The sequence below is a fragment of the Rhodobacter maritimus genome (genome assembly GCF_058747975.1).
In genome coordinates this window covers 1,936,119-1,962,687 of record NZ_CM179095.1, presented here as the reverse complement: position 1 = coordinate 1,962,687, position 26,569 = coordinate 1,936,119, and the positions used below count along the sequence as shown (strand labels likewise).

Sequence of the window (26,569 nt, the reverse complement as noted above, 5' to 3'; positions counted from 1 at the left end):
TGCCGCGCAGACGCCGGATCAACCGTAGCGCGAATTACAGGAGCCGCAGATGTCCACCCCAAAGCTCGATCTGACCTTCGTGCGCACACAGTTTCCCGCCTTCGCGGAAGCGGCGCTGCAAGGCCGCGGGTTTTTCGAGAATGCGGGCGGATCTTATGCCTGTGCGCCGGTGATCGACCGGCTGACGCGGTTCTACCGGCAGCGCAAGGTGCAACCCTACGGCGCGTTCCCGGCCTCTTGCGCGGGTGGCGAAGAGATGGACGAGGCGCGCGTGCGCCTGGCCGCCCTTCTGGGGGTGGAGACCGACGAGCTGAGCTTCGGCCCCTCGACCAGCGCCAATACCTATGTGCTGGCGCAGGCCTTCCGGCGCGTGCTTGAACCCGGTGACGCCATCGTCGTGACGGATCAGGATCACGAGGCGAATTCCGGTGTCTGGCGGCGTCTGGCCGAAGACGGGATCGAGCTGCGCGAATGGCGGATCGACGCGACGACCGGCCATCTCGATCCGGCGGCGTTGCGGGCGCTTCTTGCGGATGGCCGGGTGCGGCTGGTCTGCTTTCCGCATTGCTCGAACGTCATCGGAGAGATCAATCCCGTGGCCGAAATCGTTGCGCTGGTGCATGAGGCCGGGGCGGTCTGCTGTGTCGACGGGGTCAGCTATGCGCCCCATGGCCTGCCTGATGTCGGCGCGCTTGGGGCCGATATCTACCTGTTCTCGGCCTACAAGACCTATGGGCCGCATCAGGGGATCATGGTGGTGCGCCGCCCGCTGGCCGAGCGGCTGCCCAATCAGGCCCATTGGTTCAACGCGGCGCCCTTGTGGAAGCGTTTCGTGCCCGCCGGGCCCGATCATGCGCAGGTCGCGGCCTGTTGCGGCATGGCCGATTACGTCGATGCGCTGCACGATCACCATTTCGAACGGGCGGATGACCCGCGCCAGCGGGGCAGGCGGGTGCATGACCTGATGCGCGGGCAGGAAATCGCGCTGTTGCAACCCTTGCTGACCTTTCTTGAGCATCATCCCCGCCTGCGGCTGCTTGGGCCCTCCGATGCCGCGCGGCGCGCGCCCACCATCGCGCTTGCGCTCGATCGTCCGGCGGGGCCGGTGGCACAGGCGCTTGCCGCGCGCCGGCTGGATTGCGGGGCGGGGCATTTCTATGCCCAACGTCCGCTTGCCGCGATGGGGGTGGATCCCGAACAGGGTGTGCTTCGGCTGTCCTTCGTGCATTATACCTCGGCCGAGGATGTCGCCCGGCTGATCGGCGCGCTGGACGAGGCGCTTGAGGCAAGCCTGGTGGCGTGATGCCACGGGAACAGCGCGGGGACGGGGGCAGCCATGGCGGAACGACCGATCCTTTTGTGGCTGCGGCGCGATCTGCGTCTGCATGACCATCCCGCGATGGATTTTGCGACCGGTTCGGGAAGGCCCGTGATCCCGATCTTCATTCACGACGAAACGGTGGCGGATCTTGGCGCGGCGGCGCGCTGGCGCATGGGCAAGGCGGTCGAGTCCTTCGCGCAGCGGCTTGAGGGGATCGGATCGCGGCTGATCCTGCGGCGCGGGCCCGCGCTTGCCGTGCTGCGCGCTCTGGTGGCGGAAACCGGGGCGGGGGCGGTGTGCTGGTCGCGGCTTTATGATCCGGCCAGCCGGGCGCGCGACAGTGCGGTGAAAGCGGCGCTGCGTGATGAGGGGCTGCGCGCCGAAAGCTTCCCCGGCCATCTGTTGTTCGAGCCGTGGCGTGTCGAAACCACGACCGGCGGCCCGTATCGGGTGTTCACCCCCTATTGGCGCGCGCTGAAGGGGCGAAACCCACGGCCCGGAGTCCACACCGTTTCTGCGCTTCGCCCCCCAACCAAATGGCCAGAAAGTGAAAATCTGGAGCGTTGGCAGATGGGGACGGCGATGAATCGCGGCGCCGCGATCATCGCGCGCCACGCCCGGATCGGAGAGGCTGCGGCGCTTGCCCGTCTTGACGCCTTCCTCGAGGCGGGCATCGGGGAGTATCACCAGCGGCGCGATTTCCCCGCCGAACCCGCCACATCGGGCCTTTCGGAAAACCTGACCTATGGCGAGATCTCTGCGCTTGCCATCTGGCAGGCGGGCTGGCGCCGCCTTGAGGAAGGCGCCCAGGGGGCGGAAACCTTCCTGCAAGAGCTGGCCTGGAGAGAGTTCGCCTGGCATCTTTTCTATCACTTTCCACGGCTTGACCGGCAGAACTGGCGCAGCGAATGGGACGGCTTCCCATGGCGGGGCGACAATGACGACGCCGAAGCTTGGCGCCGCGGCATGACCGGAGAGTCCTTCGTCGACGCCGCCATGCGCGAGATGTATGTGACCGGCACCATGCACAACCGGGCGCGCATGATCGCGGCTTCATATCTGACCAAGCACCTGCTGACCGACTGGCGCGTGGGGCTTGGCTGGTTTGCGGAATGCCTGACCGACTGGGATCCGGCCGCCAATGCCATGGGCTGGCAATGGGTTGCGGGGTCGGGTCCGGACGCGGCCCCCTATTTTCGCGTGTTCAACCCAGAAACACAGGCGAAAAAGTTCGATGCAGAAGGGGCTTACCGGGCAAAGTTCATAGCCGAAGGCGCGCGCGCGCCCTCACCCGACGCGCTGCAGTTCTTCGCGGCTTGCCCCCGCGCATGGGGCCTGTCGGCGGGCCAGCCCTATCCCGAACGGAGGATCGGGCTTGACGAAGGGCGCCGGCGCGCTTTGTCAGCATATGAAAATCGTGTAAGGTAACTGCCTTATACGGCTTCGTGTATCCTTGAGAACTGCATTGGGGGGACACGCATATGTATGACTTGTCCAAGGATATCCTGACCTCGACGACAGGACAGGCGAACTTGCCCCGGTGGTTCGCTCGGGTCTTCGCCGTTGCGAAGGATCTGCGTAACGGCAGGCTTGATTTCGTGCTGCCGGATGGCCGCCGCTTCCGTGCCCAGGGCGCGCATCCCGGTCCGCAGGCTGAATTGCGGATCCATGATCCGGATGTGTTCGCGCGGCTGATCCGCGAAGGCGATCTGGGTTTTTGCGAGGCTTATCTGGAAGGTGGCTGGTCCAGCCCCGACCTCATGGTCTTCATGGACCTAATCCATGCCGATAATGACGAGCTTTACGACGGCTTTCCGGGTATGGCGTTGCTGCGCCGCTACGAAGCGTTTCGCCACTGGTTGCGCGGCAACTCGCGCGCGCAGGCACGGCGCAACATCGCTTCGCATTACGACTTAGGAAATGAGTTCTACGCGCTCTGGCTCGATCCTTCGATGACCTATTCCTCGGCGCTTTATCGCAACGCTGCAACGCTGCGAGAGGCGCAGAGGGCGAAATACGCCGCCCTCGTCGATGCGCTGCATGTCGCCCCGGGCGACCATGTGCTTGAGATCGGCTGCGGTTGGGGCGGATTCGCGGAATATGCCGCCGCCGAGCGCGACCTGAGATTGACTTGTCTTACGATTTCTCGCGCACAGCACGAATTCGCCACGCGGCGCATCGCACGGGCCGGTCTGTCGGACCGGGTCGAGATCCGCCTTCAGGACTACCGTGACACGACCGGCACCTTCGACGCCATCGCCTCGATCGAGATGTTCGAGGCCGTGGGCGAGAAATACTGGCCGACCTTCTTCCGTACGGTGCAGGCGCGCCTCGGGCATGGTGCGCGGGCCTGTATCCAGGCCATAACGGTGCAGGAAAGACGCTTCAGGATATACCGGAAAAGCCCTGATTTCATTCAGAAATATATATTTCCCGGCGGGATGCTTCCGCCCCCCTCGCTGATGCGAAGCCTGCCCGAAGACGCCGGCCTACGCCCCGTGGGCGCCCTGTCCTTCGGCCCCGATTACGCGCGCACCCTGCACGAGTGGTATCGGCGCTTCAACGCCCGCTGGCCGGATATCGAGGCGATGGGATTCGACACACGTTTCCGCAGAATGTGGAATTTATACCTTAGCTCTTGCGCGGGGGCATTTCAGCGCGGAAACTGCGATGTGACACAGTTCAGTTACATGAGGCCGCAAGACTAGATGCCGACAGCCGCCAAACTCTTTGCAGCCCTGGCCCTTGCCGCGGCCGGTTTTTTCACCGGCGCCCTTGTTCTTCCTTACCTTCCTGCGGTCGCGCAGTCAGGCATGTTGCCTGTCGTGGCTGGATGTTTCGGGTTGATCCTTGGCTGGCGGGTGATCGGGCGCGCGGTCGGCAAGGGGATGTGGATGACGGCACAGGCGGGCATGCGGGCCTCGGTCTACATGGTGATCCTTGTGCTGTTCTTCCTCGGGCTTGTCCAGATGATCCGCCTTTCGGTGCGGATGCGCTATGACGGGCCGATGGACGCGTTGACCGATATCGTCAGTCAGGGGATCGAATTCGGCATCGCCGCGCTCAAGCCCGATGTGATCATCGTGCTTTTGGTGGGCGGGGCCCTTGCAGGCGTTCTGTCGGAATGGGCGCATCGGCGCTGGGTGTAGGGGCCCGGCTTGCGCACGTCTTGCTTCTTTTATGGCACGTTGCGCCACCTGCCGCTTCTGGCGCGGGTGGTGGGCCACGATGTTCGTGTCCGCCCGGCGCGCCTGGCCGGTCATGAGGTGCGCGAGGCGATGATCGGCGATGCCCCGCAGGCCTTTCCGCTGCTGGTGGCGGGCGGCGCGGGCGCCGAGGGCGTATTGTTCGATGCAACCCCCGAAGATCTTGCGCGCCTTGACTATTACGAGGCCGGTTTTGCCTTCGATATCAAAGGGCTGAAGGTTGATGCTGATACGAGATCAGAGGTCGCACGGGTCTATCTTCCGCAGCCCGGTCATTGGCAGCCCGGTGCGCCCTGGGATTTTGCGGCCTGGGCGCGCGACTGGTCCGCGATCGTGACCGAGGCCGCGGGCGAATTCATCGCCGGGATGGGGCGGCTCAGCCCCGAGGCCGCGCTGCGGCGCTATCCGATGATGCTGGTGCGCGCGGCCTCGCGCCTACGCGCGCAAGAGGGCAAACCCGCGCGCATCCGGCGGCAGGCGGCGCCGGAGGATGTGCAGGTCCACCAGCGGGTGCCCGCATTCTCGGGCTATTTCGCGCTTGAGGAATACCGGCTTTCGCACTGTCTTTTCGCGGGCGGCCAAAGCCCCGTCTTGCACCGCGAGGCCTTCGTATCGGGGGACGCGGCGGTGGTGCTGCCCTATGATCCGGTGCGTGACCGGGTGCTGCTGATCGAGCAATTCCGCGTGGGGCCGTTCGCGCGCGGTGATCTCAATCCCTGGCTGATCGAGCCGGTCGCGGGGCGCATCGACGCCGGCGAAACCCCGCAAGAGGCCGCGCTGCGCGAGGCGATGGAAGAGGCGGGCCTTGCGATCGAGCGGATGATCGCGGCGCCGAACTTCTATCCCTCGCCCGGCGCGAAATCTGAATATCTTTATACATTCATTGGTTTGGCGGATATTCCTGATGTGGCCGCGCAGCCCGGCGGGCTGGCCGATGAGGGCGAGGACATCCGCGCCCATGTGCTGTCCTTCGAGGCGCTGATGGCGCTTGTCGACAGCGGCGAGGCCGACAATGCGCCGCTGGTGATCCTTGCGCTTTGGCTGGCCCGTATCCGTAACGATCTGCGCACCCGGCCCGATGCCCCTCACGGGGGTTGAGGGTTCGGCGCGCGCGGCTTAAGTCTGGTTGCCTGAGACAGGTCCAATCCGGGGAGAGTCATGCGCATCTGTAACGATCTGGCCGAGGCAATCGGCAACACACCCCTCATCCGGCTGCGCAAGGCCTCGGAAGAGACGGGCTGCACGATCCTGGGCAAGGCCGAGTTCATGAATCCCGGCCAGTCGGTGAAGGATCGCGCGGCGCTTTTCATCATCCGCGACGCGGTGGCGAAGGGGCTTCTGAAGCCCGGCGGCACGATCGTCGAGGGCACCGCGGGCAATACCGGCATCGGGCTTGCGCTGGTGGGGGCCTCGATGGGGTTCCGCACGGTGATCGTGATCCCCGAGACGCAAAGCCAGGAAAAGAAGGACATGCTGCGCCTTGCCGGGGCAGAGCTTGTCCAGGTGCCCGCCGCGCCCTATTCGAACCCCAACAACTATGTGCGCTATTCCGGCCGCCTGGCCGAGGCGCTTGCGCGGACCGAGCCGAATGGCGCGATCTGGGCCAACCAGTTCGACAACGTGGCCAACCGCCAGGCCCATCTGGAAACCACCGGCCCCGAGATCTGGGAACAGACCGGCGGCAAGGTCGACGGGGTGATCTGCGCGGTCGGTTCGGGCGGGACGCTTGCGGGGCTGGCGATGGCGCTGCAACCGAAAGGCGTGAAGATCGGCCTTGCCGACCCCGAGGGCGCGACGCTGCATTCCTTCTATACCGAGGGCGTGCTGAAATCCGAAGGCAGCTCGATCACCGAGGGGATCGGGCAGGGGCGTATCACCGCCAACCTTGAAGGGATCCGCCCCGATTACAGCTATTCGATCCCCGATGCAGAGGCGCTTCCGGTGGTGTTCGATTTGCTTTCGGACGAAGGGCTGTGCCTTGGCGGCTCTTCCGGCATCAATGTCGCAGGCGCGATCCGCATGGCGCGCGACATGGGGCCGGGCCATACCATCGTGACGATCCTGTGCGATTATGGCACGCGCTATCAGTCCAAGCTGTTCAACCCCGAATTCCTGCACGCCAGGAACCTGCCGGTTCCGGCATGGCTTGACCGTGCCGCGCAGGACCTGCCCGAGGTGTTCGAGGGATGATATCCGCCCTGCGCATCCTTCTTCTGGCGCTGCTCCTGGCCCTTCCCGCCGCCGCGCAAGAGACTGTCGGCCCCGATTACGATGCGTGGGAGCAGACGGCCGCGCGCGCCGACGAGATCCTTGCCGATGGCACGGCCACTGATGCGCAACTGTCGGACCTGCGCGCCCAGATCGTGAAGGCGCGCAACGAATTCGTGGCTGCGCAGGGCGCGAATGCCGATCAGATCGAGACATTGCGCAACCAGATCGCAGCGCTTGGCCCCGCGCCTGCCGAGGGCGAAAGCGAGGATGCCACCATCGCCGCGCGGCGCGCGGAGCTGAATGAACGGCTCGCCCGGTTGCAGGCGCCCGGAATTACCGCGGGCGAGGCCGCGAGCCATGCCGATGGCGTGATCCGCAAGATCGACCGGATCACGCGCGACCGGCAGGCAGACAAGCTTTTGCGCCTGTCGCCCTCGGCCGCGAACCCGGTCAACTGGCCTGCGGCGGTGTCGCTGTTCCGCTGGATGGGCGTGTGGATCTATGAAGAGACCGTCTGGCGTTTCACGCGTCCGATCAACTTCGAGACGCTGCGCAACAACGCCCCGCTGATCGTGGGGCTGCTGATCGTAGCGGGCTTGCTTCTGGCGCGCGGCGGGCGCTGGATGGGCTGGCTGAACGAATGGCTTCTGACCAAGACGGCCATGCGCGGGCGCGAGCTGATTTCGGGGGTCGTCTCGATCGGGCAGGTGGTGTTGCCGGTCATCGGGGCGGTGCTTCTGACCACGGCGCTTTCAAGCACGGCGTTCTTCGGCCCGATCATGCTGCGCCTGTTCGAGCTGATGCCTATCGTCCTTCTGATCATTCTTCAAGCATGGTGGCTGGGCGGGCGCGTGTTCCCGACCCGTCCGGGCGTGTCGAGCGCGCTGAACCTTGCCGAGGAGGGCCGCACCGAGGGGCGCTTTCACGCCGTGATGCTGGGCCTTGCGACCGGGATTCAGGTGTTGCTGATCGACTGGATCGTGCCGCGCGCGCAGGATTATCTTGGCGGCGCGGGGAATGTCAGCGCGGACAAGGCGCAAGAGGTCGCGCAGCGTGCCGATGCGGCGATTTCGGTCCTGCAGGTGCCATTGCAGATCTTCGCGGCGCTGGTGCTGTTCCGCATGGGGCAGCTCTTGCGCAAGCAAGGCAGTCTGCGGCGCGAGCAGGACGAAGATACCGCCTTCCGCTACAAGCTTTTGCATTGGGTGGGCTACGCCGCCATCGTCATCGGGATCTGCGCGCCGGTGCTGGGGGTGATCGGCTATGTCAGTGCGGCCAATGCGCTGATCTGGCCTGCGATCCTGTCGCTTGGCCTGCTGGCTCTTGTCGCGGTGATCCAGAGCTTCCTGGCCGAGCTTTATGTGATGTTTGGCCGGGGCGATGAAACCCGGCGCGAGGGGCTTGTGCCGGTGCTTGCAGGCTTTGTGCTGATGCTGGCGGCGATGCCGATCCTGGCTCTGATCTGGGGGGCGCGGATCGAGGACATGGCCGAGCTGTGGACTTCGTTCCGCACGGGCGTGTCCTTCGGCGGCGTGCGCATTTCGCCCACGGTGTTCCTGACTTTCGCGGTGGTGTTCGCCATCGGCTACATGGTGACGCGGCTTTTGCAGGGGGCGTTGAAATCCTCGATCCTGCCCAAGACCACGATCGACAAGGGCGGTCAGAACGCCATCATCTCCGGGCTGGGCTATGTCGGGATCTTTCTTGCCGCGCTGCTGGCGATTTCCTCGGCCGGGATCGACCTGTCCTCGCTGGCCATCGTTGCGGGGGCGCTGTCGGTCGGGATCGGCTTCGGCCTTCAGAATATCGTGTCGAACTTCGTTTCGGGGATCATCCTGCTGATCGAGCGCCCGATCTCCGAGGGGGACTGGATCGAGGTGGGCACCCAGCAGGGCGTGGTGCGCGCGATCTCGGTGCGCTCCACCCGGATCGAGACGTTCGACCGCGCCGAGGTCATCGTGCCCAACGCCGATCTGATCTCGGGGCAGGTGACGAACTGGACGCGGGGCAACAAGACCGGCCGCGTGATCGTGCCGGTCGGGGTTGCCTACGGTTCGGACACCCACAGGATCGAGGCGATCCTGCGCGAGATCGCGGAAAACCATCCGCTGGTCATGATGAACCCCGAGCCGCGTGCGCTGTTCGTGGGCTTTGGCGCGGACAGCCTGAATTTCGAGATCCGCGCGATCCTGTCGGATGTGAACTTCAAGATGCAGGTCCTGTCCGACATGAACCACCAGATCGCCGCCCGCTTCACCGAGGAAGGGATCGAGATCCCCTTCGCGCAGCGCGACATCTGGCTGCGCAACCCAGAAGCGCTTCGTTCCGCGCCGGCATCGCGCGACCCCGCCGCACAGGGCGGTGCCGGGACTCCGCCCGCGGCCGCGCCGGAGCCGGGCGAGGGGATCGCCCGCACGGTGCCCGGCCCCAGCGATTATCCCATGCGCGAACGCCCCGTGCCCCTGGCCCGTGACAACGATGATGACGGCGATGACGGCGACGGAGAAAGCACGACATGACCACGGTCCCGCTTTACCGCACCGATCCCTATCTGCGGGATGCGCCCGCCCGCGTGATCGCCCATACCGATGAGGGCGGGATCGTTTGCGATGTTTCGATCTTCTATCCCACCGGCGGCGGGCAGCCCGGCGATGCGGGGCACCTGGCCTAGGCGGGCAGGGGCCTCAGCCGTCCTCTTCGGGAAGGCCCTCGCGCGACAAGAGGATGGCCAGCGGCCGCAGCGCCGGCGACTGCGCGCAGACGATCATCAGAGCCACCATGATCGGCACCGCAAGGAACATCCCCGGCAAGCCCCAGACCGCGCCCCAGAAGGCCAGCGACATGATGATCCCGAACGAGGACAGCCGCAGCGCGCGGCCCATCAGCATCGGGTCGATCACATTGCCGATCACGAATTGCAGAAGCCCCACGACCAGCAGCACCCCAAGCGCGGACGAGGCATCCTGCGTCAGCACATAGACGGCAAGCGCCGCGACCGCCGTGGCGATGATCGAGCCGAGCGAGGGGATGAAGTTCAGCGCGAAGGTCAGCACCGCCACCGGCATCGCCAGCCCGAAGCCCGCCATCTTGAAGACGAAGAAGACCGCCGCCCCCGTCACCGCGCTGACCGCCGCCTTCACCATGAGGTAATGGTTCACCCGCCGCATGATCGAACCGATGGTCTCTGCCACGCGCCGCGCCCGGCCGTGATCGCCGATCAGGCTTTCGAGCTTGGCGTGGAACCAGACCCGCTCGGCGAACATGAAGCCCACGAACAGGATGATCAGCACCGTGGCCGACAGAAGGTTCGAGGCCTGTCCCGCCAGCGTGCTCAGGTAGCCCGCAATCTCGATGCTCTGCATGGATTCCAGCACCGCCGCCTCGACATCCGCGCCCATCCAGCCGAACAGTTCGGCAATCGCGCTTTGCGCGGGTTCGGCATAGGCCAGGATCATCGTGACCACCTCGTTGGCCTGCGCCAGAAGGACCGCGCTTGCGGTCAGAAGCCCCGACGAGATCAGGATCAGCGCCACGATCGAGGCCAGCCAGTTGGGCACCCGCACCGGGCCGATATGCATCCGCGCGATCGCGTTGATCGCCTCGGAGGTCAGCGAAAACAGGATGATGGCAATCGCGAGCGAGATCAGGATGAAGCGCGCCTCGACCAGCAGGAAAAGCACGAGCGCGAAGGCGATGATCCCCAGAAAGACGGTGGGCAGCGCGGTGGACGTGGGCCGCGCGTCGGCCGACATCGCGGGCTGGCCGTGCTCCTGGCTGTCCTTCATGCGTGATGTCATCCCATACCTTGCCGGATGCGGTGCATCCTGTTGTTGCAACAAGCCTAAGTGGCGGGGGCGGGCAAGACAAGCAGATCTGCGGTATCGGCGTCTGCCCTCTTGCACCCTGATGCCGTTTGCGGTTACAGAGCGCGGCACGGACGGTTGGCCGAGTGGTCGAAGGCGCACGCCTGGAAAGTGTGTAGGCGGGGAACCGTCTCGAGGGTTCGAATCCCTCACCGTCCGCCACTTGCCCTCGCGAAAGCGTTCTCCCGATCCGGCTGCGGCCGGATTTTTCCGTTGTTTTCGAGGGTTATGCGGGATGGGCTGAGCACCGGCGGCGGCGCCAGGAGGCCCGGAAACGGTCTCTCCGGGCCGATATTCTCCGGACCTGAGGACTGCTCTGTTTTGGTGAATTGCCTGTAATGAACTGACTTCGCTAGTTTTTTTCAGCGGACTGGCTGTGCACTTCGACGTCGGTGGCATTCGCGAGATGGAACAGAAATCGAACTCAGGATCGCAGCAAAGGAAGCCAAAGTCGTCAGGAAGGCAAAGCAGTCCGCCCTCGCCGCGACGCCGGGCGTGGGGAACTAGGGCAAGACCCCGCTCGGCGTGGACGCGGTGAGGAACGCTTGGCAACCTACCGAGTCTGGGAGACAGCAATGCGGGGGAGTATCTCCACCCTGAGCGGCCCTCCGATCTGCGCGTCTCTCGACCGCATAGGCCGCAAACTTACCGCGACGCGCTCATCTCGTGTTTACCGGGTCGAGCCAAGCTGCCATTACTAAAACATGAGCCTGATAAGATCAAAGAAACGAGTTGCCGACCATGGCGAAGTGTTCACGCCGCCATGGCTGGTCGACGCCATGCTCGACCTCGTCAAAGACGAGACGGACAGAATTGACTCGCGTTTTCTGGAACCGGCCTGCGGGAGTGGCAATTTTCTGGTTCGCGTTCTGCAGAGAAAACTTGCTGCCGTCGAAACCAAGTTTGGAAAATCCCAATTTGAGAAGGCGCATTACTCCCTTCTCGGCCTTATGTGCATTTACGGCATTGAACTGCTCGAAGACAACATCGCCGAGTGCCGGGCGAACCTGATCGAGATATTTTCGGACTATCTCGGTCTCGACAAATCGGACGACCTGTATCGCGCCGCATCGTTCGTGCTGTCGTGCAATCTCCTCCATGGTGACGCGGTTACGATGCGAAGGCATGATAGCGAGCCGATCACATTCGCCGAATGGGGTTATATCGGCAGGGGCAAGTTCCAGCGGCGAGACTTCCGCCTAGACGTCCTCACTGGCTCATCGAGGTTCAGCGCGGAAGGATCGCTGTTCGCGCATCTCGGCAAGCATGAGCTCTTCACCCCGATCAGGACCTACCCGTCGATGACGGTCCGCGACCTCGCCGCTGGCTCCGGTGGCACGCCGATGGAGGCTGCATGAGCATACAGGCTGGCTTTGCCCTTCGCGGGCGCAATCCCGATGTGCTGACGTGCATCGCGAACCTGTCGAACGACGAGGTCTTCACGCCGCCAGAATTTGCGAACCGGATGCTTGACACGCTCGCGGAGGCCTGGGCAGCAGGTCACGATGGAGCGAACATCTGGGCCGACCGGAATGTGACGTTCCTGGACCCCTTCACCAAGTCTGGCGTATTCCTTCGCGAAATCACCGTCCGCCTCACAGCGGGGCTGTCCGAAGAGATCCCGGACCTTCAGGAGCGCGTTGATCACATCCTATCGCAGCAGGTGTTCGGCATCGGCATTACCCAACTGACCGCCATGCTTGCACGACGTAGCGTATATTGCTCGAAGCATGCCAACGGCGCGCATGCCGTGACCAGGCGCTTCAACAGTGACTCGGGCAATATCTGGTTCGAGCGCACCGAACACACTTGGGCGGACGGCAAGTGCAAGTTCTGCGGGGCCAGTCAGGCGTCGCTCGACCGTGGCGAGGGGCTCGAGACCCACGCCTATGCATTCATTCATACTGACGACATCAAGACTCGGGTTGCCGAGCTGTTTGGAGGCGACATGCACTTCGACGTTATCATCGGAAATCCACCGTATCAGTTGGACGACGGTGGGCACGGAACCAGCGCCGCCCCAATTTACCAGAAGTTCGTCGAGCAGGCGAAAAACCTTGAACCTCGCTATCTGACGATGGTCATTCCGTCCCGCTGGTTTTCCGGAGGCAAAGGACTCGATGATTTCCGCGAGTCGATGCTGAAGGATGATCGACTGCGCTCGATTGATGATTTCCTGAGCGCTGCGGACGTATTCCCAGGCGTGGGTCTGAAAGGCGGTGTCTGCTATTTTCTCTGGGATCAAGAAAATCGCGGCCCTTGCCGGGTTGCTACGCATTTCAAGGATTGGCCGATTTCCGAAGCCTCGCGCCCGCTGCTTGAAGAAGGTGCCGAGATCTTTATTCGATACAATGAAGGTGTTTCCATTCTCCGCAAGGTCATGGCCCGCGAGACGGGACAGAACGAGGTCATGTCTTTGCCGGAAGCGCGCCGTTTTGATCGGTTGGTAAGTTCCGCTAGAGCTTTTGGCTTCAGGACGTTCTTCAAGGGCAAAAAGAAGAGATCGCCAGGCGATGTAACTATCCACCAGAACGGTGGAGTTGGTTACGTTGCTCGTGATGATGTTCGATCCGGCCAACACCTGATTGATCGATGGAAGCTTTTCGCCGGTTATGCTGCTCCCGGAACCGGCAACCGGGACAGCTATCCCCATAAGATAATTAGCACGCCATTTGTTGCCGGACCCGGGTCAATCTCATCCGAAACTTATTTGACCATCGGCCCTTTCGACACCAAGGAGGAAGCAGATAGTGCTCTCTCCTATCTTGCATGCCGCCTGACCCGATTTCTGATCTTGCTGCACAAGTCTTCGCAGCACGTAACCCGCAAAGTCTATACCTTCGTTCCGATCCAAGACTGGACACGGACGTGGACCGATGCGGACCTTTATGCGCGCTACGGCCTATCCGAAGACGAAATCGCCTTCGTCGAGAAGATTGTCCGCCCTATGGATGTGGCGAGCGATCTGTTGGGCGACGTCTCGGTGGACGACGGCGACGATGCATAAGCCGACCATCGATGAAATCCTCGCCCCGAAGCCGGAAGCCCGCCCCCGCATCTACGCCTATTCCATCGCCGACGATGCGCACGCCGGTCTTCTCAAGATCGGGCAGACGACGCGCGATGTGAAGCGGCGCGTCGCCGAGCAGCTCAGGACGGCAGCCATCAAGAACTACCGCATCGAACTGGACGAGCCCGCCGAGCGGGACGACGGCACTGTTTTCACCGACCATGAGGTGCGCGCTGCTCTAGCCCGCAAGGGCTTCGCGAACAGCGAACTGGAGTGGATGAATTGCACGCTGAGCGACGTGAAGACGGTCCTGACCGAGCTGCGGACAGGCAAGAAATTCAGCGGCAACCATCACCTGACGTTCCCGATGCGCCGGGAGCAGGCCGAGGCGGTGGACGTCACGCATGGCTATTTCATGTCACGCTGGGCGGAGGACATGCATGCGGTGCCGCGGTTCCTCTGGAACGCCAAGATGCGCTTCGGCAAGACCTTCACGACCTACCAGCTGGCGAAGAAACTCGGCGCCAAGCGGGTTCTGGTGGTTACCTTTAAGCCGGCGGTCGAGGATGCGTGGCAGACTGATCTGGAGAGCCACGTCGATTTCGACGGCTGGCAGTATCTGTCGAAAAACTCCGGCGGCGATCCGACCCAGATCGACCGCTCCAAGCCCGTCGTCTACTTCGGCTCGTTCCAGGACTTGCTGGGCCGCGACGCCGCAGGGAACATCAAGGCGAAGAACGAGTGGCTGCACCAGGTGAACTGGGACCTCGTCGTGTTCGACGAGTACCATTTCGGGGCTTGGCGGGAGACCGCGAAAGAACTGTTCGAGGGCGAGGAAGAGGCGGTCGCTAAGAAGGAGGCCAAGCTGGAATATGACCCCGGTCTAGATAGCGTGAACGAGGACCTTAACGTCCTGTCCAACGACGAGACCGAGTTCCTGCCGATCACGACACGGGCCTACGTCTACCTGTCCGGAACGCCGTTCAAGGCGCTCGCGACCGGCGAGTTCATCGAGGAACAGATCTTCAACTGGACCTACACTGACGAGCAACGCGCGAAGGCGGAATTCGCCGCCAAGCATCCTAACAAGTGGAATCCCTACGGCGCGCTGCCACAGATGCGGCTCCTGACGTACCAGATGCCCGATGAGCTCCTGGCAATTGCGAGCGCCGGGGAGTTTGACGAATTTGATCTCAACGAGTTCTTCTCCGCGACCGGCATCGGGCCGGGGGCCCGGTTCAAGCACAAGAGCGACGTGCAGAAGTGGCTCGACATCATTCGGGGCCAGTATGGGCCACGGGCTGTCGAGAGCCTCAAGACAGGCACGCGGCCGCCATTCCCGTACTCGGATGTGCGCTTGCTGCCATACCTACAGCACTCGTTCTGGTTTCTGCCCAACGTGGCGGCGTGCCACGCGATGGCCAACCTGCTGGCCGAGAAGCACAACACCTTCTGGCACGACTACGACGTCGTTGTCTCTGCCGGTGCGTCGGCGGGGATCGGTTTGGATGCGCTGCCGCCAGTACGCAAAGCGATCGGGAGCGGCTTCGACACAAAGACGATCACGCTATCCTGTGGCAAGCTGACTACCGGCGTGACCGTGCCGCAGTGGTCGTCGATCATGATGCTCCGCAATCTGAAATCGCCCGAGACCTACTTTCAGGCGGCGTTTCGCGTTCAGTCTCCGTGGTCCATCAAGAACCCGAATGGCGACAATCCCAACGAGGAGGAGATCCTAAAGCCGATCTGCTTCGTGTTCGACTTCGCGCCGACGAGGGCGCTTCGCCAGCTGTCCGAGTACGGGATCGGCCTGGCCCCGAATGAGCCAAACCCCGAGAACGCCGTTAAGGACCTCGTGTCGTTTCTGCCCGTGCTAGCCTACGACGGCGCGAACATGACGCAGATCGACGCGGGTGGCATCCTCGACATCGCGATGGCCGGAACCTCGGCGACGCTGCTCGCGCGCAAATGGGAAAGCGCGATGCTGGTGAATGTGGACAACGAAACCCTCCGTCGTGTCCTCGACAACCCCGAAGCGATGGCAGCGGTGGAACGCATCGAGGGTTGGCGCTCGCTAGGTGACAACATCATCGAGACGATCATCAACAAGAGCGAGAAGGTCAAGGAACTCAAGAACAAGGCCAAGAACGGTGGTCTCACTGAAAAGGAGAAGAAGGAACTCACGGCCGAGGAAAAGGAATACAAGTCTAAGCGGAAGCTTGTGCAGGAGAAGCTGATCAAGTTCGCCACACGGATTCCGGCATTCATGTACCTGACCGATTTTCGCGAAAACACTTTGCAGGACGTGATCACCAAGCTCGAGCCGGACCTGTTTCTGACGGTCACAGGACTGACGGTGAAAGATTTCCACCTGCTCGTGCGCCTCAAAGTGTTCAACACAGAGCAGATGAACCAGGCGGTCTTCGCTTTCCGACGCTACGAGGACGCCTCATTGCGGTACACGGGCATCGAAAGCCACAAAGGACTGACTCACTACGGGTTGTATGACACTGTGGTCGCGCGGGAATAAATCGGATCAACTGCTGAAGTTGATAAGAAACCGAGATATCACGCAACAATGCGTGGATAATTGAATATAGCGAAATTCAATACTTGTGTATGACCTTTCCGAATGAAGACGCTAGCTGCTTGGAAGTCCCAAGCGGTCGAAGAACGCGCGATTGCGCTCTGTCGCCGACGCCACCAGCCCGTCGAATGAAATCACTTGAATATAGGCATTGTAGAAGGCGCTCGGATGGTAGCCGAAGTAGCCCATGCCGTCCGCCGTGATCTTGAGATGGTGGAGTTCACAGCACCCCCTGAGATGATCGGTCAGGTCCGCAACCACGTAGACAAATCCCGGAATCTTGTCGGCATTCGGAATCGGTCTGCCGTTCTTCGCCTTCGCGCCCTCCCGAAGTCGCCTCAGGTAGTCCAACGCCTGCAGGATCGGATCGTGCTCTTCGGACTGTCCCGCCTTAAAGCCGCTGCGCATCGGCCGCTTGATCTCCACGACCGTGAGCGATGCTGCTGGTCCGGTCGCCTTGTCCGAAACGAGAAGCGGGTTGTCGAAAGTGCGCAGGGAGGCAACGTCAGGCTCCTTGCCGCAAGCACTCTCGGTTATCGGCATGGTCGCAATCGGCTTGTCTGATGCGAGGAAGTCGTGAAACGCGAGCCGTTCATCCAGTAGCCACAGGCTCTGGCGGCGAAACGCAAGGTCATCCGACGTGACGCGCATCGGCACGATCAACTCATGGATGACGTCCTCGCGGACGTATCGACCCGACGCGTCCCGTTCTATCGCCTTTGCCAAGAGATCAATGATAACGCGCCTGTGCGTGACATAGTTCGCCAAGTCGGACTGCTTCAGGTCCGATACCTTCTGCAGGTAGTCATCTAGGCGCTTCTCGTATGCCTCCTCGGTTTCATCGTCGCCGGGCGACAGCACCTTGTGCCCTTCACTTAGAAGGTTCTGCTCCACGCGAAACAGGTGCTTGTGCAGCAAGGCGTCGAGGTTGGCGTCCGAGATGTTAGCGTCAACGACCAGTTCGTCTGAGGGGATGTGCGCGAGGATGGGGCGGTATCGGGGTGCCTTCTTCGCGACGAACGTCGCGACCCGTTCTTTGCCGGCCGCAATGTTCTGCTCAAGCGCATCAGAAAGAAACACTTTCACGCGTGGTAGCACCGCTTCTCGGATGTCGCGGAACGAGATGTCGGTAGCGGCGAACATGCCGTCCACCTCGTCCTCGATGTTGAAGCCGATGCGCTGCTCCACGACGCGTTCGTTGAGGAATGGACTGGTGAGGTACGCGGCATAGGTGAACTGTCCGCGATCGTCCGTCACGGCTCCGGCCAGCCCGGGAATCTTCCCTTGGATTGCCTCTTCTTTCACGAGTCTTCCGGCTGCGCAGTAGTTTAACCCGTGAGTTTTGTTGACGGCGGCGCGGAACTTCACATGCATAATCTCGAATGGCTCACCCTTGATCTCGACCTGTTCGGCGTGAGCGGCGGAGTGCATGTGTTCGTCGTACAGGTCGTCCAGCACGAGGCGATCCGGCCCGTCCTCGACGACGATCTCTGGAACGCCCTGCTCTCGGACAAAGTACCAGAGGCAATGTTCGAGCAATCCAATGGCGATCACCCGGGCTGTCTTCGGCGCCTGCTCGGCAAAGCGTGGCTCGAAGCCTTCGAGACAAAGCACGGTTCGCTTTGGGCCGGAGGCAGACTCCACGTCCCCTTCCGGCTTTACATCGTGCGCGACATCGAAGCGGAACCGTCGGCATTTAAGCTCGCTGTCCTCGGCGAACACCGAATCGACCCGCACTTGCTTGAATGCCTTCAGCCACATCAAGCGCCCTATGCCGCGGCAGCCTCGCTGAGCTTTCCAAAGACTGTCGAGGGTTCGAAAGGACTTCCAGTTGTCTTCGGTGAAACCGATGCCATCGTCCGTGACCTCGAACCCCGTGATCCTCTCTCGCGCGCTGCCTTTCACCTCGAGTTGGAGCGAGGTCTGCAGCGATCGGATCACCCTCACTGTGATCTTGTGTGATCGGATCGGCTGCGCACCTGCGGCAGCATCGTCCTCGATCGCCTGGATCGAGTTTACGACGGCCTCATACAGGGGGATCATACCCTTCGAGGCAGCGAGGTAAGTGTTCCGAAGGCGGCCTTGCAGAAGGCTTTCCATAAACTCAACCGGCAAATCACTGTTATCGCGGCTGCGTTTCTCCAGAGATGCAACCGCACCTTCGCAATCTTCCACGGACGGCCTCCTTAAGGAAGTGTTTTCATGGCGTAAGCGGCGGGCCGCGAAGCATTTCGTCGCGAACCTCGCGGCGAAGTTGGTGTTCAGCTGAAGTGCAGCGTCTGCTTTCCCCACTCCATCGGAAACGAACCCAGCACGCGCGCGAGCGTCACCTCCGGTCCCGGCCGGCCATCCAAGATCGCCTCGACGGTTTCGGGGGCGAGCAGTGTCAGGCGCAGAATGCGGTTCATATATGAGGGCGCGATCCCCTCACGCTCGGCCAGTTCGGCGATGGTCGTGAACTCGCCCGATTCCAGCATCCTTTTCCAACGGAACGCTCGCGCCAGCGCCTTGACGAGCGCGTTGTCGCTCCGTCGCGTCTGCGCGGCGCCTTCCGGCAACTGCATCTCCTTCCGACCGCCGCGCTTCACGACGCGGAACGGCACGTGGAGCGTCACCGTCTCGGGGATCGGCGTCGCGCGGGTCACACCGCTTCTCCGATGCTGCCAGACAGCATCTCGCGCACGAGCCCTCCGAGGCCGTCTATCCGGAGCCGGAAGTTGAGCCCGTTCGTGCCGATATCGACGCGCTCGACCAGCAGCGTGACGATGCGCGCCTGCTCGGCGGGGAAGAATTCGTCCCACAGCGGGTCCAGTTGTTGCAGGGCCGCACGGGCGTCGACCTCGGCGATGTCGTCGGCGTGGGCCCGCGCCGCCTTCCACGTCCCTGCAACGATCTCAGGCTGGCGGAACACGGCGCGGAGCTGGTCGATCACGGCGGCCTCGATCTCGCCCGCGGGGACGCGGCCGACCGGGCACGACCCGGCACCGTGCTTCAGCACAGTCTGACTGACATAGTAGCGGTATAGCTTGTCGCCCTTCCGGGTGTGCGTCGGCGAGAAGGCCGCGCCGTCCGGCCCGAACAGCAGCCCCTTCATCAGCGCGGGCGTGTCGGCGCGGGTGCGCGCGGCGCGCTTGCGCGGGCTTTCCTGCAGGATGGCGTGGACCTTGCCCCACGTGTCGCCGTCGATGATGGCGTCGTGTTCGCCGGGATAGCTGTCGCCCTTGTGGACCGCCTCGCCGATGTAGGCGCGGTTGCTGAGCATCCGATAGATGTATTTCTTGTCGATCCGGTTGCCGCGGGGCGTCCGAAGTCCCCGCATGCCGACCTCCCGCGCCAGTTCCGTGCAGGACCCGATCTCGAGGAAGCGGGCGAAGATCCAGCGCACATGCGCTGCGGCTTCCTCGTCCACCACCAGCTTGCGGTTCTCGACGCGGTAGCCGTAGGGCGGCACCCCGCCCATCCACATGCCCTTCTTGCGGCTGGCGGCGACCTTGTCGCGGATGCGCTCGGCGGTCACTTCGCGCTCGAACTGGGCGAAGGACAGCAGGATGTTTAGCGTCAGCCGCCCCATGGAGGTCGTCGTGTTGAACGACTGCGTCACCGAGACGAAGGTCACCCCGTTCCGGTCGAACACTTCGACCAGCTTGGCGAAATCGGCCAGCGAGCGGCTGAGGCGGTCGATCTTGTAGACCACCACCACGTCGACCAGCCCGTCCTCGATATCCTCCACCAATTGCTTCAGGCCGGGGCGTTCCAGAGTGCCGCCGGAAATGCCGCCGTCGTCATACTGATCGCGGACAAGAACCCAGCCCTCAGACCGCTGGCTGGCGATGTACGCCTCGCAGGCCTCGCGCTGGGCGTGGAGGCTGTTGAACTCCTGCTCGAGCCCCTCCTCGGAGGATTTCCGGGTGTAGATGGCACACCGCAGCTTGCGGACGACCTTGGATTTTTCAGGCGGCTTCGTCACGTCCGCCCCCTGTGGTTCTTGAGGCCGAAGAAGACCCAGCCGTTCCAGCGCGTGCCGGTGATGGCGCGGGCGATGGCCGACAGCGACTTGTACGGCCGCCCCTGCCATTCGAAGCCGTCGGAAGTTACGGTGACGATCTGCTCGACGCCCTGCCATTCGCGCAGGAGGCGCGTGCCGGTGATCGGGCGGTCGCGGTCGGCGCGGATGCCGCGCTTCCTCTTGTCCCCGCCGTCCAGTTCCTCGCCAAGCCGTTCCAGCCGCCGGATCGTCTCGGGCTTCAGCCCGCCATAGGCGAGTTCCTGGATGCGATAGGCCAGCCGGCTTTCGAGGTAGCGGCGATTGAACGGCGGCGGCTCGCTATCGAACAGGTCGCGCCACTGTTGCTTCAGGTCGGGCGTAGGTGTGGTCTTGAGCGCGGCCAGGCGCGCGGGAATGGGATCGGGCTTGTTCATGCATTTCTCCGGTGAGTTGGAGTTGCATGACGGCATTGGTCGGGCGGATAGTGTAGGCAACGTTCTCCCGTCGCGTCAGATACTTCGCCCATATCCCGTATCCGCAACCGAACCAGCCCGAGCGCCAGCAGGCCGCACAGCTCGGCGCGGCGCTCTGCGGGCGTCATCTGGTCGGGCGGGAGGGGATTGGGGCGTTTCATGCGGGCCTCGGAGCAGTCGTCTCCTCTGGCCTCTACTCGTCGATGTCAGAAAGCGTCCCAGCCGATCCCGCGCAGGTTGATGAATCACACGAAAGAACGTATCAAGAACACTGGTTTTGCAGGAAAGGGGATTCGTCGTGGCTGGCAATTTGAAGAAGTTCGTGAACCCCCGGTTCATCAAGACCATCGATCTCGCCCTGATGAAGCCACTGCTGGCGCGGCACGAGGGCAAGTACAAGGGCTTCTCCGTCGACCTGCTGGACCAGGAGGAGGATGCCGCCCGCGAGGCGCTGGAGAAACTGCTGACCGGCGCCGAGGACAGCTATCCCGAGGGGCTGCGCGGCGATCTGCACCGCATTGCGGAACTGGGCGATGCCCGCGGCCTTGAGATCATCCAGGCGCAGGCCGCCCGTCAGGGCGTCGATCTGTTCCCCGACATGAAGACCGGCGACGAGGACACGCCGAACAAGGCGCATGATCCCAAGCACATCGCCGTCCGGGTGTTTCTGGAGCATCCCGATCTGTTTGACGCGGCCGCCGATCACATGGCGATGCTCACCGCCGACCGCCTGCATGAATATGCCGGGCGGGAACGTGGCGTCGCGATCGATCTGACGGCGGAGAAGGTCGAGGCGTTCCGGACGGCCGTTGCCGCGCTCTTCCGTGACGCATTTCTCGGGGACTACTGCCGGGTGGGCGACTACGACGACGATGACGAGATCAACCTCGTGGTCAGCCACGGCTCCATGGTTTCGACCATGCCGGTCGTTGAGGGCCAGATCGAACGGGTCATCAGCGTGCGCCAGATTTCCCACGCCGTGCTGCGATACTCCGAGAACACCGGGATGTTGCGGCTGGCCCGCATCAGGAAGGCGCATCAGCCCGAGATCGCGGAACTCTTCGCCTCGATCATCCTCGACAGGCCCGGCTTCTTCGACGGTGACGACGCGCAGGACCTCTATACCCTGCGCCCGGTCGAACTGGCCGGACCGGGCTTTACCTTCGATGCCGCCTACGATCCGCTGATAGACAAGGTGCTGATCATCGAGGCGGCGGCCGACCTGATGGCGCCCGGCAAGAAGGGGTATCCCCGCGTGGTGCGCACGCTGCGGTCGCGGGATCTCGGCGGTGACGCGCTCCAGCATTTCGGCAGCACACCGGTCTCGTTCGGCGGCGCCTGGAGGCTGGGCGAGCTCGTGTTCCGGATCCTGTTCAAGGGCGACGGCAAGCGCCAGCCGCAGGTCACGGTCAAGCTGCGGCCCCCGGGCGTCGTGCAGTTCCGCCGCACCCAGCACGAGGCGCGGGTGATGAAGCTGATCGAACGGAACGGGCTGATGAATGACCGAGACGATTTTGAGGTTGTTGACGCGGCTGAGTGAGGCTGGCGACGACGCGATCCTGTCAGGCGAGCTTGCCGCGCCGTTCTTCGGTCCGGTTTTCGACCGGCTGCTGGCGAAACGTGTCCTCGTCGAACAGGCGCCGCTCTCCGATTGGGACGTCTGCGACGGCTGCGAATGCGGACTCCCCTGTAGGCCGATCCGGAAAATCGGCGATGCGTTTCGGGCTGAGTGCCCGTTCGATCATCGACAGGACATCGAACTCACCGAAGATGATGTGCGCGTGTTCCGCATCGGCGCTGATGGGCTGGCATCCGTGATCGGCGCCGCAGCAGGGTTCGCTGCAGCCCCGAAACGCGCCGCGGAGAAGGTCTGGCGGCTCGGCGATACGCCATCGGGGCGCGCAGTGTTTCTTGCGCTGGAGCCTGCAGCCCTGACCGGCGACGGCATTGCCGCATCGTTGCGCCAAGCGGCGCAGGGCTCGGACGTCACGATCCTCGCGCCGCAGTTGCCAGCGGAGATTGCCCGGCGACACCAGGATGCGGGCTTTCATCTCATCGAAATCCTCAAGGTGCTGACGCCCGCCACAAATGGCCTCGGCGGCACAATCGACATCGCGGCTCTGGCGCCGATCCCGCTGGCGCCCGTGCTTCGTGTTCGGAGGGCGGCGGCCGAGGTTCATTGGGTAGGTCGTTCCGTCATTCTGTCGCGTCAGATTTTCCCCGTGTTCGAACGCCTGCTCGAGAAGGCGCTGTCGCGCGATCAGGTCGCCTCCGGTTCTCATGTCGAAGGCACCACGGCGCGCGAAGCCAAGGATCTGATCCGGGAGCTGCGGGATGCCTTCAAGGCTGCCGGGTTCACCGATGGCGAGAGCAAGGCCCTGATCGAAACGGTGCGTAACCGGGGCTACCGGCTCGGCGTCCATGCATCAGACATCGTGGTCGACGGTTGAAAAGGTAACCAGCAGCGTCTCGCGCGCTTCCTTCCTTGAGTCCGCTTTCGTCAGCTGGAGCCGGGTCGGTCCAGCTCGCATTTAGCCGATCATTGCCATTCGCTTCCGCAATGCCGCCGCCAGCTCCGCTGCTCCGTCGATCTCGGCGATGACCGGCTCGAGGTCCAGACCGTGATACTGGCCGTATTCTTCACGCAAGGCATCAACCACCGAGAGTTTCCACGAGGTAGGATCGATCATGATGGCGCCAGCGTCGAAGAGCCTGTGCAAGTCGGCGCGAAGAGGAATGCCATTCCATCCTTCATCGCCGCCGCCGCTGGACACAGGCAGAACGTGTGCGGCTTCCAACGCCATCAGCGTCTCGCATCCTGTCACAACACAGCGCGCGCCGAACATCTCAAAGACGGCGCGGCGAAACCGAGCTTGGCCCGGGCGCTCCCAAACTTCGGCGAGGCGGCGCTGTCGCTGAGTCGCGGTTTCCGCCTCGTCCTCGGGGCTGTCGATCAACTGGAACCCCAACTTCTCGAAGTATTTCCTGAAAACATTCGTGATGGGATTAGCGGTCATAGGGTTGCCGGCAATCTCGTTTGCCAGACGTCCCAGCGGTTTTACCGGGTAGGCCGCGCCTTCGTGCATCAGAAAACCCGTGCTCGACCGGCGCTTCTGTCCGTTTGGCTTGGGATAGCTTTCATATAGCCATTCCTGCCCGTTGGTTTTTGCCAAGCGGATCGCTTCCATGGCGTGCTTCCGGTCAAAAATTAGGTCTGCCATCGTCGAGCACGCCTCCGTCGCTATAAATGTTCGTGGAACTTATCCCGGCACTCTCAAGTCGCGCAATCATCAGCTTCACGCGGTCGAAGCACAGTATTCACCGCGGTGAGCCGCCATCGACAGCAGATATGATGAGTGCGTTATCCATGCGTGGTTTGGCGCTTTATGGTTTTAGTGGCCGCTAAGCGGTCCGCGTCGGCCCTTCTATTCTAACCCGGCGACCGGAAATGGCGCGACCCACCAACCTCCCACCTTATTCCCACCCCGTTCCCACCTGCGCGCCGACCGCATCCGGCACCTTGGGCTCATCAGAAAAGATGACCGAGGCGCACAGCGATGCAGATCGAGCTTTCCCCCGACGACATTGAAACCATCATCCGCGAGGCCGATGCGGCGGCACAGCGGCTCCGGCGCAGGCTGAGCATGCCGCTCTGCGAGCGCGAGGATCTGGGTCAGGATCTCCTGGTCGATCTGCTGCGCCGCTTGCCCGCCTACGATCCCTCGCGCGGCAGCATCGGCGCCTTCGCCAACATCGTTCTGCGCAACCAGTCCTCGCGCATCGCGATGCGCCATCACCGCCAGCGCCGTGCGCAGGGTGGGTCGATGCTCTCGCTCGAGGTGCCTCTGGCCGGAGCCCGCGAGCCGGTCGGGGACACGCTGACCGAGGACGACGGGCTTGCCGCCTGGCACGGCCAGACCTGCTGCGCCGCCGCTGTAACGGAAATTCACCACGCCATGGAAACCGCGCTCGCGCGGCTCCCGGCGGAGGATCGCCGGTTCTGCGCGGCGCTGGCGCATCGCCCCGTGACCGCGCTGGCGGCCGAGGGTTTTGGCAGCCGGTCCGCTCTCTACCGCCGCCTCGCCGATCTCCGCCACGTCCTCACCGCCCACGGTCTCGGTCCCGCCTGGGACGATCTCGCGGCGGCCTGAGTAGAGGCGAAAGGAGGAGATCATGTTCATGGGCACCACCCCCTTCATCACGGTCCGCGCCCGCCGACCGCTCACCGAGATCGAGTTCTGCGCCTGGGTGGCGCAGGCCGTGCCGGGCGACCGGCTCGAATACCATCGCGGCTTTCTGGTTCTCGACATCTTCCCGATGTTCGCCCGGTTGCCGGATCAGGAGCGCGCGGAACTGGCCCGGCTCGGGTCGCGCGCCTTCTGGGCCGCCGAACAGGGTCTCGTGCACCTGGTGCAGGAGCGCACGGGCCCCGACCAGTTCGCCTACATCGCCGTCGCTCGCGCCAAGCCGAAGGCCGCAGCCGTGTCGCTGTCCGCGCTCCTGCTCGCCGAGCAAGAGGCCGCGTGATGACCGCCTTCCAATCCCTTTTTGCCGATCATGGAGACCCTTACATGCCGTTCCCCGCGAACACCCTCACCGTCGACGACCTGCCGGGCCTCGGCTTGCAGGACATCGCCCAGCTGCCCGTCGAACTGCTGGCCATCCTGCAGCGCGATGTCGACGAGCGCATCAAGCGCGACAAGGCCGCGAAGGCCCGCCTCGATGGCGCGCTGACGGTCCGCTACGCCACCCGCGCCGCCGAGGAACGGCAGGCGGCGGGCAAGGACACCGGCACGATCCGCTTCGACGATGGTGATTTCACCGTGGTCGCCGATCTGCCGAAACGGGTCGATTGGGATCAGGATCGCCTCGCCGCCATGGTCGAGCGCATCCGCGCCGCCGGGGACGATCCCGCCCAGTATGTCGACATCGCCTTCAAGGTGCCCGAGCGCAAATACGCCGCCTGGCCCGACGCCATCCGCGCCGGGTTCGAGCCCGCGCGCACCGTCCGGCCCGGGACGCTGAAGATCGAGATCGTCCCGCAGGGGGGCGATCAATGAGCCTGCGCATCATATCCGCCGACGACCGGCTGCGCGAGGCGCAGGGCAAGACCACCATGGCGCTGTTCGGGCCGAGCGGCGCGGGCAAGACCACGCTGCTGAAGACCCTGCCGCCCGCCGAGACGCTCTGCATCGATCTGGAGGCGGGCCTCAAGTCCGTCCAGGACTGGCCGGGCGACAGCATCCCGATCCGCCGGTTTGCCGACGCGGTCGACATCGCCTGCCTGATCGGCGGCGCGAACCCGGCCGCCCAGCCCGAGGAGCATTTCTCGGAAGCGCACCATGCGCACTTGCGCGCGCAGCATCCCGAGCTGGCCGAGAAGATCGACACCAAGCGCATCATTTTCGTCGACAGCATCACCGATCTCACGCGCCAGGCCATGGCATGGGCCAAGACCCGTCCCGAGGCGCTGTCGGAACGCACCGGCAAACCGGACACGCGCGGCGCCTACGGGCTTCTGGCACGCGAGGTCATCGGGCTTCTCAAGCACCTTCAACATGCGCCGGGGCGCACGGTCATCTTCGTCGGCATCCTCGAGAAGGTCGTCGACGACATGAACCGGGTGACCTGGCAGCCGCAGATGGACGGCGGAAAGGTCGCCCGCGAGCTCCCTGGCATCGTCGATCAGGTGCTCACAATGAGCCTCTTCACGCAGGATCCCGGCGCGGGCCCCGATGCGCCCCCGACCTGGCGGCACGATCCCGACAAGGGCAACGCGCGCCGCCTCGTCTGCCAGTCCGGCAATCCGTTCGGCCTGCCGGCCAAGGACCGCAGCGGCAGGCTCGACCTGACCGAGCCGCCCGATCTCGGCGCGCTCCTCACCAAGATCAACCAACCCCGGAAAGGATGACG

22 protein-coding genes, 1 tRNA gene and 1 pseudogene are annotated in these 26,569 nt (G+C 63.6%); 18 read left to right on the top strand and 6 right to left on the bottom strand.

Going from position 1 to position 26,569, the window contains the following annotated elements; all coding sequences use genetic code 11:
- The first annotated feature begins 49 nt into the window (after positions 1–49).
- The 8 genes and pseudogenes from AC4PTO_RS09955 to AC4PTO_RS09920 form a co-directional block, all read left to right on the top strand.
- Positions 50–1,303, top strand: a complete 1,254-nt coding sequence (locus AC4PTO_RS09955) for an aminotransferase class V-fold PLP-dependent enzyme (RefSeq protein WP_492728082.1) — start codon at positions 50–52, stop codon at positions 1,301–1,303.
- A gap of 33 nt (positions 1,304–1,336) precedes the next feature.
- On the top strand, positions 1,337–2,749 hold the full coding sequence (locus AC4PTO_RS09950) for a cryptochrome/photolyase family protein (protein WP_492728080.1): 1,413 nt from the start codon (positions 1,337–1,339) through the stop codon (positions 2,747–2,749).
- A 53-nt stretch (positions 2,750–2,802) separates the two neighbouring features.
- A complete protein-coding gene (locus AC4PTO_RS09945) occupies positions 2,803–4,029 on the top strand; it encodes a class I SAM-dependent methyltransferase (RefSeq protein WP_492728078.1) in 1,227 nt (408 codons plus the stop codon).
- Complete coding sequence (locus AC4PTO_RS09940) at positions 4,030–4,470, top strand: TrgA family protein (RefSeq protein WP_492728076.1); 441 nt, start codon at positions 4,030–4,032, stop codon at positions 4,468–4,470. It abuts the gene before it with no gap.
- Between the two features lie 9 nt (positions 4,471–4,479).
- A complete protein-coding gene (locus AC4PTO_RS09935; protein ID WP_492728074.1) occupies positions 4,480–5,625 on the top strand; it encodes an NUDIX domain-containing protein in 1,146 nt (381 codons plus the stop codon).
- Positions 5,626–5,685: 60 nt separating this feature from the next.
- Positions 5,686–6,717: a cysteine synthase A gene (locus AC4PTO_RS09930; protein WP_492728072.1), complete on the top strand. Its 1,032-nt coding sequence runs from the start codon at positions 5,686–5,688 to the stop codon at positions 6,715–6,717.
- Complete coding sequence (locus AC4PTO_RS09925; protein ID WP_492728070.1) at positions 6,714–9,257, top strand: DUF3772 domain-containing protein; 2,544 nt, start codon at positions 6,714–6,716, stop codon at positions 9,255–9,257. The genes AC4PTO_RS09930 and AC4PTO_RS09925 overlap by 4 nt, the downstream gene beginning before the upstream one ends.
- A pseudogene (locus AC4PTO_RS09920) lies at positions 9,254–9,403 on the top strand (alanyl-tRNA editing protein); the annotation flags it as partial. The gene AC4PTO_RS09925 and the pseudogene AC4PTO_RS09920, both read left to right, overlap by 4 nt.
- 19 nt (positions 9,404–9,422) lie before the next feature.
- On the opposite strand, the gene AC4PTO_RS09915 reads toward AC4PTO_RS09920, so the two are convergent.
- Entirely contained in the window at positions 9,423–10,523 is a 1,101-nt protein-coding gene (locus tag AC4PTO_RS09915) for an AI-2E family transporter (protein WP_492728068.1), read from the bottom strand.
- 150 nt (positions 10,524–10,673) lie between these two features.
- Between AC4PTO_RS09915 and AC4PTO_RS09910 the strand changes: the two genes are divergently transcribed.
- From AC4PTO_RS09910 to AC4PTO_RS09895, 4 genes are all read left to right on the top strand, one after another.
- A tRNA-Ser gene (locus AC4PTO_RS09910) sits at positions 10,674–10,763 on the top strand.
- 542 nt (positions 10,764–11,305) lie between these two features.
- The gene (locus AC4PTO_RS09905; protein WP_492728066.1) at positions 11,306–11,959 is read left to right on the top strand and encodes a DNA methyltransferase; all 654 of its coding nucleotides are present in this window, start codon (positions 11,306–11,308) and stop codon (positions 11,957–11,959) included.
- Positions 11,956–13,608, top strand: coding sequence for an Eco57I restriction-modification methylase domain-containing protein (locus tag AC4PTO_RS09900; protein ID WP_492728064.1), 1,653 nt, complete (start codon positions 11,956–11,958; stop codon positions 13,606–13,608). The genes AC4PTO_RS09905 and AC4PTO_RS09900 overlap by 4 nt, the downstream gene beginning before the upstream one ends.
- The gene (locus AC4PTO_RS09895) at positions 13,601–16,141 is read left to right on the top strand and encodes a DEAD/DEAH box helicase family protein (RefSeq protein ID WP_492728062.1); all 2,541 of its coding nucleotides are present in this window, start codon (positions 13,601–13,603) and stop codon (positions 16,139–16,141) included. Before AC4PTO_RS09900 ends, AC4PTO_RS09895 begins: the two co-directional genes overlap by 8 nt.
- A 111-nt stretch (positions 16,142–16,252) precedes the next feature.
- Here AC4PTO_RS09895 and AC4PTO_RS09890 read toward each other — a convergent pair whose 3' ends face one another.
- The 4 genes from AC4PTO_RS09890 to AC4PTO_RS09875 all read right to left on the bottom strand — a co-directional run bounded on the left by AC4PTO_RS09890 (position 16,253) and on the right by AC4PTO_RS09875 (position 20,617).
- The gene (locus AC4PTO_RS09890; RefSeq protein ID WP_492728060.1) at positions 16,253–18,373 is read right to left on the bottom strand and encodes a hypothetical protein; all 2,121 of its coding nucleotides are present in this window, start codon (positions 18,371–18,373) and stop codon (positions 16,253–16,255) included.
- A gap of 86 nt (positions 18,374–18,459) precedes the next feature.
- The gene (locus AC4PTO_RS09885) at positions 18,460–18,843 is read right to left on the bottom strand and encodes a hypothetical protein (RefSeq protein ID WP_492728059.1); all 384 of its coding nucleotides are present in this window, start codon (positions 18,841–18,843) and stop codon (positions 18,460–18,462) included.
- A complete protein-coding gene (locus tag AC4PTO_RS09880) occupies positions 18,840–20,165 on the bottom strand; it encodes a recombinase family protein (RefSeq protein WP_492728057.1) in 1,326 nt (441 codons plus the stop codon). The genes AC4PTO_RS09885 and AC4PTO_RS09880 overlap by 4 nt, the downstream gene beginning before the upstream one ends.
- Positions 20,162–20,617, bottom strand: coding sequence for a DUF2924 domain-containing protein (locus tag AC4PTO_RS09875; protein WP_492728056.1), 456 nt, complete (start codon positions 20,615–20,617; stop codon positions 20,162–20,164). Before AC4PTO_RS09875 ends, AC4PTO_RS09880 begins: the two co-directional genes overlap by 4 nt.
- A gap of 349 nt (positions 20,618–20,966) precedes the next feature.
- Here AC4PTO_RS09875 and AC4PTO_RS09870 point away from each other — a divergent pair, with 349 nt between their 5' ends.
- Both AC4PTO_RS09870 and AC4PTO_RS09865 read left to right on the top strand, forming a co-directional pair.
- On the top strand, positions 20,967–22,196 hold the full coding sequence (locus AC4PTO_RS09870) for a hypothetical protein (protein ID WP_492728054.1): 1,230 nt from the start codon (positions 20,967–20,969) through the stop codon (positions 22,194–22,196).
- Positions 22,156–23,106 carry a hypothetical protein gene (locus AC4PTO_RS09865; RefSeq protein ID WP_492728053.1) on the top strand — a complete coding sequence of 317 codons (951 nt, stop codon included), beginning with the start codon at positions 22,156–22,158 and terminating at the stop codon, positions 23,104–23,106. The genes AC4PTO_RS09870 and AC4PTO_RS09865 overlap by 41 nt, the downstream gene beginning before the upstream one ends.
- 81 nt (positions 23,107–23,187) lie before the next feature.
- Here the strand turns inward: AC4PTO_RS09865 and AC4PTO_RS09860 are convergent, their stop codons facing one another.
- Positions 23,188–23,844: an HNH endonuclease gene (locus AC4PTO_RS09860; protein ID WP_492728052.1), complete on the bottom strand. Its 657-nt coding sequence runs from the start codon at positions 23,842–23,844 to the stop codon at positions 23,188–23,190.
- Between the two features lie 369 nt (positions 23,845–24,213).
- Here AC4PTO_RS09860 and AC4PTO_RS09855 point away from each other — a divergent pair, with 369 nt between their 5' ends.
- The 4 genes from AC4PTO_RS09855 to AC4PTO_RS09840 are packed head-to-tail and all read left to right on the top strand — an operon-like array spanning position 24,214 to position 26,567.
- Positions 24,214–24,807 (top strand): sigma factor, encoded by a 594-nt coding sequence (locus AC4PTO_RS09855; protein ID WP_492728051.1) that lies wholly within the window; start codon positions 24,214–24,216, stop codon positions 24,805–24,807.
- Between the two features lie 22 nt (positions 24,808–24,829).
- Positions 24,830–25,183 (top strand): hypothetical protein, encoded by a 354-nt coding sequence (locus AC4PTO_RS09850; RefSeq protein WP_492728049.1) that lies wholly within the window; start codon positions 24,830–24,832, stop codon positions 25,181–25,183.
- Positions 25,183–25,716, top strand: coding sequence for a hypothetical protein (locus AC4PTO_RS09845; RefSeq protein WP_492728048.1), 534 nt, complete (start codon positions 25,183–25,185; stop codon positions 25,714–25,716). The genes AC4PTO_RS09850 and AC4PTO_RS09845 overlap by 1 nt, the downstream gene beginning before the upstream one ends.
- Positions 25,713–26,567 carry an ATP-binding protein gene (locus tag AC4PTO_RS09840; protein WP_492728047.1) on the top strand — a complete coding sequence of 285 codons (855 nt, stop codon included), beginning with the start codon at positions 25,713–25,715 and terminating at the stop codon, positions 26,565–26,567. The genes AC4PTO_RS09845 and AC4PTO_RS09840 overlap by 4 nt, the downstream gene beginning before the upstream one ends.
- Positions 26,568–26,569: the final 2 nt, after the last annotated feature.

What these genes read in the sequence shown, in the direction of transcription:
- AC4PTO_RS09955 (WP_492728082.1), top strand. Translation starts at nt 50, where the DNA reads ATGTCCACCCCAAAGCTCGATCTGACCTTCGTGCGCACACAGTTTCCC.
- AC4PTO_RS09950 (WP_492728080.1), top strand. Translation starts at nt 1,337, where the DNA reads ATGGCGGAACGACCGATCCTTTTGTGGCTGCGGCGCGATCTGCGTCTG.
- AC4PTO_RS09945 (WP_492728078.1), top strand. Translation starts at nt 2,803, where the DNA reads ATGTATGACTTGTCCAAGGATATCCTGACCTCGACGACAGGACAGGCG.
- AC4PTO_RS09940 (WP_492728076.1), top strand. Translation starts at nt 4,030, where the DNA reads ATGCCGACAGCCGCCAAACTCTTTGCAGCCCTGGCCCTTGCCGCGGCC.
- AC4PTO_RS09930 (WP_492728072.1), top strand. Translation starts at nt 5,686, where the DNA reads ATGCGCATCTGTAACGATCTGGCCGAGGCAATCGGCAACACACCCCTC.
- AC4PTO_RS09925 (WP_492728070.1), top strand. Translation starts at nt 6,714, where the DNA reads ATGATATCCGCCCTGCGCATCCTTCTTCTGGCGCTGCTCCTGGCCCTT.
- AC4PTO_RS09915 (WP_492728068.1), bottom strand. Translation starts at nt 10,523, where the DNA reads ATGAAGGACAGCCAGGAGCACGGCCAGCCCGCGATGTCGGCCGACGCG.
- AC4PTO_RS09905 (WP_492728066.1), top strand. Translation starts at nt 11,306, where the DNA reads ATGAGCCTGATAAGATCAAAGAAACGAGTTGCCGACCATGGCGAAGTG.
- AC4PTO_RS09900 (WP_492728064.1), top strand. Translation starts at nt 11,956, where the DNA reads ATGAGCATACAGGCTGGCTTTGCCCTTCGCGGGCGCAATCCCGATGTG.
- AC4PTO_RS09895 (WP_492728062.1), top strand. Translation starts at nt 13,601, where the DNA reads ATGCATAAGCCGACCATCGATGAAATCCTCGCCCCGAAGCCGGAAGCC.
- AC4PTO_RS09875 (WP_492728056.1), bottom strand. Translation starts at nt 20,617, where the DNA reads ATGAACAAGCCCGATCCCATTCCCGCGCGCCTGGCCGCGCTCAAGACC.
- AC4PTO_RS09865 (WP_492728053.1), top strand. Translation starts at nt 22,156, where the DNA reads ATGACCGAGACGATTTTGAGGTTGTTGACGCGGCTGAGTGAGGCTGGC.
- AC4PTO_RS09860 (WP_492728052.1), bottom strand. Translation starts at nt 23,844, where the DNA reads ATGGAAGCGATCCGCTTGGCAAAAACCAACGGGCAGGAATGGCTATAT.
- AC4PTO_RS09855 (WP_492728051.1), top strand. Translation starts at nt 24,214, where the DNA reads ATGCAGATCGAGCTTTCCCCCGACGACATTGAAACCATCATCCGCGAG.
- AC4PTO_RS09850 (WP_492728049.1), top strand. Translation starts at nt 24,830, where the DNA reads ATGTTCATGGGCACCACCCCCTTCATCACGGTCCGCGCCCGCCGACCG.
- AC4PTO_RS09845 (WP_492728048.1), top strand. Translation starts at nt 25,183, where the DNA reads ATGACCGCCTTCCAATCCCTTTTTGCCGATCATGGAGACCCTTACATG.
- AC4PTO_RS09840 (WP_492728047.1), top strand. Translation starts at nt 25,713, where the DNA reads ATGAGCCTGCGCATCATATCCGCCGACGACCGGCTGCGCGAGGCGCAG.